This window comes from Corynebacterium sp., assembly GCF_012838985.1.
Lineage (GTDB): Bacteria > Actinomycetota > Actinomycetes > Mycobacteriales > Mycobacteriaceae > Corynebacterium.
The window spans coordinates 1-5,805 of record NZ_DUOE01000035.1 but is presented as its reverse complement, the minus strand read 5'-3'; the positions used below and the strand labels follow the sequence as shown (position 1 = coordinate 5,805).

Here is a 5,805-nt window from a genome sequence, read left to right as displayed (position 1 = left end):
CCGGAGTTCGGCGTCGTCCTCATCGAACGCGGCTCCGAGGTGGGGGGAGGCGACGCGCGGTTCGGGGTGGGAACCATGGCTCGTATCGTCTCGGTGGAACAGGCGGAGGGCTCCATCGGGCTGGTCGGCCATCACCGCGGTCCGCGCGCTGGGAATCTCCCGGGCGGTGTTCCGCTACATCGACCGGCTGGTCAGCCACCGGCTGGCGCTGAGCGCCCTGACCACCCTGCGGTCGCGGCTGTTCACCACCCTGGCCCGGGACCCCTCGGGCCGTGGCCACCTGGCCACGCGTGGGGAAGGTCTCGTCGCACTGGTCTCCGACGCCGAACGCGTCACCGACCTCATCGTCCGGTCCATCGTCCCCCGTGGCGTCGCCCTCATCGTGTCCGTGGCCGCCGTGCTCGCCGCCGGCCTCCTTCATCCGCTGGCCGGCCTTGTTCTCGCCCTGGGCTTCCTGGTCACCGGACTGGTGGTCCCGCGTCTGGCGGTACGCTCCGCCCGCGCCGCCCGGCGCGCCGAGGCCGTCGACGGATGGTCGGTGGCCCTGGACGAGATCCTGGACAACCGGGTCGAGTTCGAGGCCGCGGGACTCGGGGATGAGCGGATCAGGTCGGGCGCGGCGGCGTCGACCCGCAGTTCGGGAGCGCAGGTCGCGGCAGCGGCGCCGCTGGCCCCGGCGGCGGCCGCCGAAGCATGGACCACCGGCCTGGCAGCGGTGCTCGTCCTGGTCGTGGGCGCCCTGACCTACTCCGGCGATCCGACATGGCTGGGCATGATGGTGATGCTCCCCCTGGCGGCCTTCGAGTCCCACGGCCGCCTGGCTTCGGCCGCCATCCACGCCGAGGAGGCCGCCGGCGCGGAGGAACGGCTGTCCCGGCTGCTGGACACGCCGCCGGCGGAGTCGCCGGGCGCGGACGTCCCCGGCCTGGAACTGCAGGCCACTGACCTGCGGTGCGCCTTCGGCGACCGGATCTGGAACCTCTCCCTGCCGCCGGGTGGTCGGCGGGTGATACGCGGTCCCAGCGGCTGCGGCAAGACCACCCTCCTGCTCACTCTGGCCGGACTGGTCCCACCGTTGTCGGGCACGGTCACCCTGGGCGGCCGCGACCTCGCGGAGATTGCACCGGAGCGGTTGCGTGCCACGGTGCGGGTGCACGCGGAGGACGAATGGCTCTTCGCCACGACCGTCCGCGAGAACCTCCGGGTGGCCAACCCGGGCGTCGATGAGGCCACCATGTGGCAGGCGCTCGACGCCGTCGGCCTGGGGGGTTGGTTGCGGCGTTCCGGCGGTCTGGACATGCTGCTCACGGATGGCGCGGGCTCGCTGTCGAGCGGCCAACGTCGTCGGCTGCTCCTCGCCCGGGCACTGTGTTCGGATGCCCCTGTCCTGCTCCTCGACGAGCCCACCGCCCACATCGCGGCCGGGGACGCCGCAGAACTGCTCGCCATGCTGGAGAACAACCCTCTGCCGGGGGCCCGCCCGGACCGCAGCGTGGTGGTGGTGACCCACGAAGAGGAATAGACGGCACGGACGTTTCCCGCAATTGACAATTATTTCCACCAGAACTAGCATTGTTTTTATACCCCCCAGGGTATTAGGCACCAGGTCAGATCCCCCTCTAAGGAGTGTTCCCATGTCTGAAACCACCACCCCCGCCCCCGCCGACCAGGCTTTCCCCATGCCGCGCATCGGCGACACCGCCCCCGAGTTCACCGCCGAGTCCACCCAGGGCCCGGTGAACTTCCCGTCCGACTACAGGGGCCGGTGGGTCATCCTCTTCTCCCACCCCGCCGACTTCACCCCGGTCTGCACCTCCGAGTTCATGACCTTCGCCGTCATGGCCGACGAATTCCGCAAGTACAACACCGAGTTGGTCGGCGTCTCCGTGGACGGCCTGTACAGCCACATCGCCTGGCTGCGCACCATCCGCGAGAAGATGGAGTTCCGCGGCTGGAAGAACGTCGACGTCAAGTTCCCCCTCATCGACGACGTGTCCATGAACGTCTCCCGCAGGTACGGCATGATCATGCCCGGCGAGGCCGAGACCTCCGCCGTGCGCGCGGTGTTCATCATCGACCCGGAGGCCAAGGTCCGCACCATCCTCTACTACCCGCTGTCGACCGGACGTAACTTCGACGAGATCCTGCGCGTGGTCAAGGCGCTGCAGACCGCCGACGAGTTCAACGTCGCCACCCCCGCCGACTGGCGCCCGGGCGAGAACGTCATCGTCCCGACCGCCGGTTCCTGCGGCGTGGCGGAGAACCGCATGACCGGTCAGGAGGACGACGTCGAATGTGTCGACTGGTTCTTCTGCACCCGGGCCATCGACGAGGAGACCGTCGAGAAGGCCATCCAGAAGTAGCCTCCACCGCCAGGCACGCCGCCCCGGACATGACCGTCGGGGCGGCGTTTCCCTGTGTGCGACCAGGAAGATGTGGAAGCGGAGGCTCCGAAGGGGAAGAATAAGATCATACCCTTTCGTTCCGGCCGAAATGACCCGCGATGTCCCGGACATGCCTCGGCCGCGTCCCCCAAGGTGGTGTCCGAATGTCACACGTCGTAGAGGTTCGCCGTGCGCCGGCCTCCGAGGTGATCCCTCTGGTGCTGGCGCTTCTCGTGGCGGTGTTCGCCTTCCAGCTCAACGCCTCGATGCTCTCCCCCGCGCTGGCCACGATGGAGCGCGAACTGAGCGCCACGGCAGCCCAGATCGGCCTCACCCAGACCGCCTTCTTCACGGCGGCCGCCCTGTTCTCCCTGTTCCTGCCGCGCTGGGGCGACCTGGTGGGGCGTCGGAAAGTTCTCGTCGGCATGGTGCGTTACTTCGCCCTCGGCACCCCGGCTCTGCCCGCCCAGGGGATGGGCGCCCTGTCGGCCCAGCTGGCCGCGCCGGTGCGGGCCGCGTCGTCCTCGACGAGCCCGTGGAATCCCTGGAGCGCGCCCCGGACGGCTGGCGGGTGGCCACGGCCGGCCGCGTCCGGACGGCGCGGCTGGTGCTGGTCGCGACCGATCCCGCGACCGCGTCCCGGCTGGCGGGCACCCCGGACGTCCCCATGCGAGGCTGCGTGACCTGGTGGTTCGCGACCGAGGAGGTGCCGACCGCCTCGACGATGCTGCACCTCCACCCCGGCGGCGGCCCCGTCATCAACACGGCGGTGATCAGCAACGTCAGCCCCTCCTACGCCCCTCCCGGGCACCACCTCATCTCCGCGGTGACGCTGGCCGAGGCGCCCGAGGCCCAGGTGCGCGCGGAGCTGGAGGTCGTGTACGGACGCCCCACCGCGGGCTGGCGGGTGGTGGTCCGGCACGCGATCCCGCACTCGCTGCCCGCCGTGGCGGCACCGCGGAAGGACGGGAGCCGCACGCAGGTCGACGACGGCCTGTACGTCGCCGGCGACCATCGCGCACACGCCTCCATCCAGGGGGCGCTGGTGTCGGGACGCCGCGCCGCCGGGGAGATCCGCGCGGCGCTCCTGGGGTGACGGCACACGCCCCCGCGTCAGCGCCCCGCACACCCGCTGCCCGGGCGTCCTCCTGGACCGGGGTATCCAGCAGCGGGGGAGCCACGACAAGCCCGCCTCAGACGGGGACCTGTGGCTGGACGCGTGGGAGGAGCCACCACGCGGCCCCTTCAGTACCTGCGCAGGTCCAAACGACCCTGCCCGGTTGTCGTTGACCGATCCCACTGGTTCACGTCAGTGAGCAGCGCCCGTAGCGCGTCGGTCGAGTTGGCGAGGGCGCGCACCATGACCCACGAGACCCCATGGCGCGAGCCGGAGGTCACTCCGGCACGCTCGAGGTCATGGCCGTCCACGACGGCACGGATCGCGTCCACATAGCCGCCCAGTGTGTGCGGCCCCAGGATGAGTGCGCTCCCCATGTGGCTGGAGCCCTCCAAGTAGCCGATGCCGTCGATGGCGTGCCCAATCTGCCGGGGCCGGATGTGCAGGTTGTCGAGGCAGACCAGGCGGCCATCCTCGGCCCGGACCTCAGTGCGGAGCCGCATGCCGGCGTAGGAGAACGGGGTGTCGTCGGGGCTCCATCCTGGTGTCACGATCTCGTCGAAGTAGCCTGTCGCGGTCTCGGCGGCCGTGACACGCGTGTTCTGGTGGTACTCGGCGTCCCGATAGGCGATGGTCTGCTCCGAGATGTACTCCAGCCGAGAACCATCCTCCAGGAGGTATTCGGAATCTTGGACGGCCGGGCGTTCGGGTGTCCGGTAGATGCGCGTCGCACCCTGGGAGGCCAGCAGGAGTGCCGACCCTGGAGCCAGGTCCGCCTTGATCCGGTAGTCCTCACCGAAGTAGGCCCCGCCGGGGTTCACGATGACGTACGTGAGCTGGCCCGTGTCGTCCAGGTACAGCGGCCGCATCAGGCGCAGGACGCCGTGCCCCTCGGTCTTCACGGGACGGGTCCGTCCGCCGTCTGGGGCCACCGTCAGCCACAGTTCCCCTGCCACCTCAGGGAGCGTCGCCGCGGAGAATCCGAGTCGCGCGTGGGTCATGCGATCAGGTCGGTCATGAGCACGTCATGGTTCATCCACGCCACGACGCCATCCAGACCCTCGTCGGTCTTGAGATTGGTGAACACGAACGGCTTGCCCGCACGCACGCGCTCGGAGTCACTGCGCATGACTCCGAGGTCGGCCCCGACGTAAGGCGCGAGGTCGGTCTTGTTGATGACGAGAAGGTCGGACTTGATCATGCCGTGGCCAGCCTTCCGGGGGATCTTCTCGCCCTGGGCCACGTCGATGACGTAGATGGAGAAGTCAACCAACTCAGGGCTGAACGTGGCCGAAAGGTTGTCGCCGCCGGACTCGATGAACAGCACTTGGAGATCGGGGTGCCGCCGCAGCATCTCCTCCACAGCGGCGTCGTTCATCGACGTGTCCTCGCGGACCGCCGTGTGGGGGCAACCGCCGGTCTCGACGCCGATGATGCGGTCCTCAGGCAGGACGCTGGTTGCGGCGAGGATCTTCGCGTCCTCGATGGTGTAGATGTCATTGGTGATCGCGGCCATCGAGACATCGCCCGCCATGCGACGGGTAATGCGCTCGATCAGTTGGGTCTTGCCGGAGCCGACGGGGCCGCCGACCCCGATGCGGACAACATTGTTGGTGGGCATCTCTTCTCCTAACTCATGAACATGCGAGCGCGAAGGCGCTCGTGCTGCATTTGCGCGATCTCCAAGCCCGGTGCGACGACGCCCAAGTCGTGGGGGTCGAGCAGATGCACCTCGGCGCGGGCCGCCTCGATCCAGGGATGGGCCGACGTGATGATGCGCTGGCCGTCGGACTGACCGATGGGAATGCCACGCACCGCGTTCTGCGTGAGCGTACTGACCGCTCCCGTCAGGTGGGCTGTCACGGCATCGTCGAGCGGCACGCCGAAGTGGCGGGTTACGCGCGCGAACTCCAGGGCGGGGTGGGCGTAGTCCCATTCACACGGCGGGACGCCGAGGGCGTCCGTCGCGATCATGCGGATGCGCTTGGCCATGGCCACGTCCGCGGCACGAACCTGGGCCGGCAGGGTCGCTGCCAGCGCTCGGTCGGCGAGGTCCCCCTCGTCGTGGCCCTCGTACAGCAGGCGCATCAGCAGAGCGTCGTTGTAGGTCAATTGGGTGGCTACATAGGCGCGTACCCACGCCGAGAACGTGTCCGCGTCGTGGATGTCACCTCGGTCGATGTACTGCTCGAAGCCGAAGGAGTGGCTGAACCCCCCGGTGGGCAGGGCCGAGTCACTGAGCTGCAGCAGCAGGGACAGGGACCTCAATGCGTGTGCTCGCTGTGTCGGAACGGCACGGGCATG

The 5,805-nt window shown here is 69.2% G+C and carries 6 protein-coding genes and 2 pseudogenes; 5 read left to right on the top strand and 3 right to left on the bottom strand.

The window, feature by feature from the left end:
* The 5 genes and pseudogenes from GXZ33_RS01705 to GXZ33_RS01685 all read left to right on the top strand — a co-directional run.
* Positions 1 to 87 (top strand): annotated as a pseudogene (locus tag GXZ33_RS01705) (ATP-dependent protease); the annotation flags it as partial.
* A 43-nt stretch (positions 88 to 130) separates the two neighbouring features.
* Positions 131 to 1,522 (top strand): thiol reductant ABC exporter subunit CydC, encoded by a 1,392-nt coding sequence (gene cydC, locus GXZ33_RS01700; RefSeq protein WP_291339134.1) that lies wholly within the window; start codon positions 131 to 133, stop codon positions 1,520 to 1,522.
* 112 nt (positions 1,523 to 1,634) lie between these two features.
* Positions 1,635 to 2,363 carry a peroxiredoxin gene (locus GXZ33_RS01695; protein ID WP_291339132.1) on the top strand — a complete coding sequence of 243 codons (729 nt, stop codon included), beginning with the start codon at positions 1,635 to 1,637 and terminating at the stop codon, positions 2,361 to 2,363.
* 185 nt (positions 2,364 to 2,548) lie between these two features.
* Positions 2,549 to 2,833, top strand: a pseudogene (locus tag GXZ33_RS01690) (MFS transporter); the annotation flags it as partial.
* 86 nt (positions 2,834 to 2,919) lie between these two features.
* Positions 2,920 to 3,480, top strand: coding sequence for an FAD-dependent oxidoreductase (locus tag GXZ33_RS01685; protein WP_291339131.1), 561 nt, complete (start codon positions 2,920 to 2,922; stop codon positions 3,478 to 3,480).
* A gap of 149 nt (positions 3,481 to 3,629) precedes the next feature.
* Here GXZ33_RS01685 and GXZ33_RS01680 read toward each other — a convergent pair whose 3' ends face one another.
* From GXZ33_RS01680 to GXZ33_RS01670, 3 genes are all read right to left on the bottom strand, one after another.
* A complete protein-coding gene (locus tag GXZ33_RS01680; RefSeq protein ID WP_291339130.1) occupies positions 3,630 to 4,502 on the bottom strand; it encodes an urease accessory protein UreD in 873 nt (290 codons plus the stop codon).
* Positions 4,499 to 5,122, bottom strand: a complete 624-nt coding sequence (gene ureG / locus GXZ33_RS01675; RefSeq protein ID WP_291339129.1) for an urease accessory protein UreG — start codon at positions 5,120 to 5,122, stop codon at positions 4,499 to 4,501. Before ureG ends, GXZ33_RS01680 begins: the two co-directional genes overlap by 4 nt.
* 8 nt (positions 5,123 to 5,130) lie before the next feature.
* Positions 5,131 to 5,805: urease accessory UreF family protein (locus GXZ33_RS01670; RefSeq protein ID WP_363236744.1), on the bottom strand; the 675-nt coding region annotated here is incomplete at its 5' end.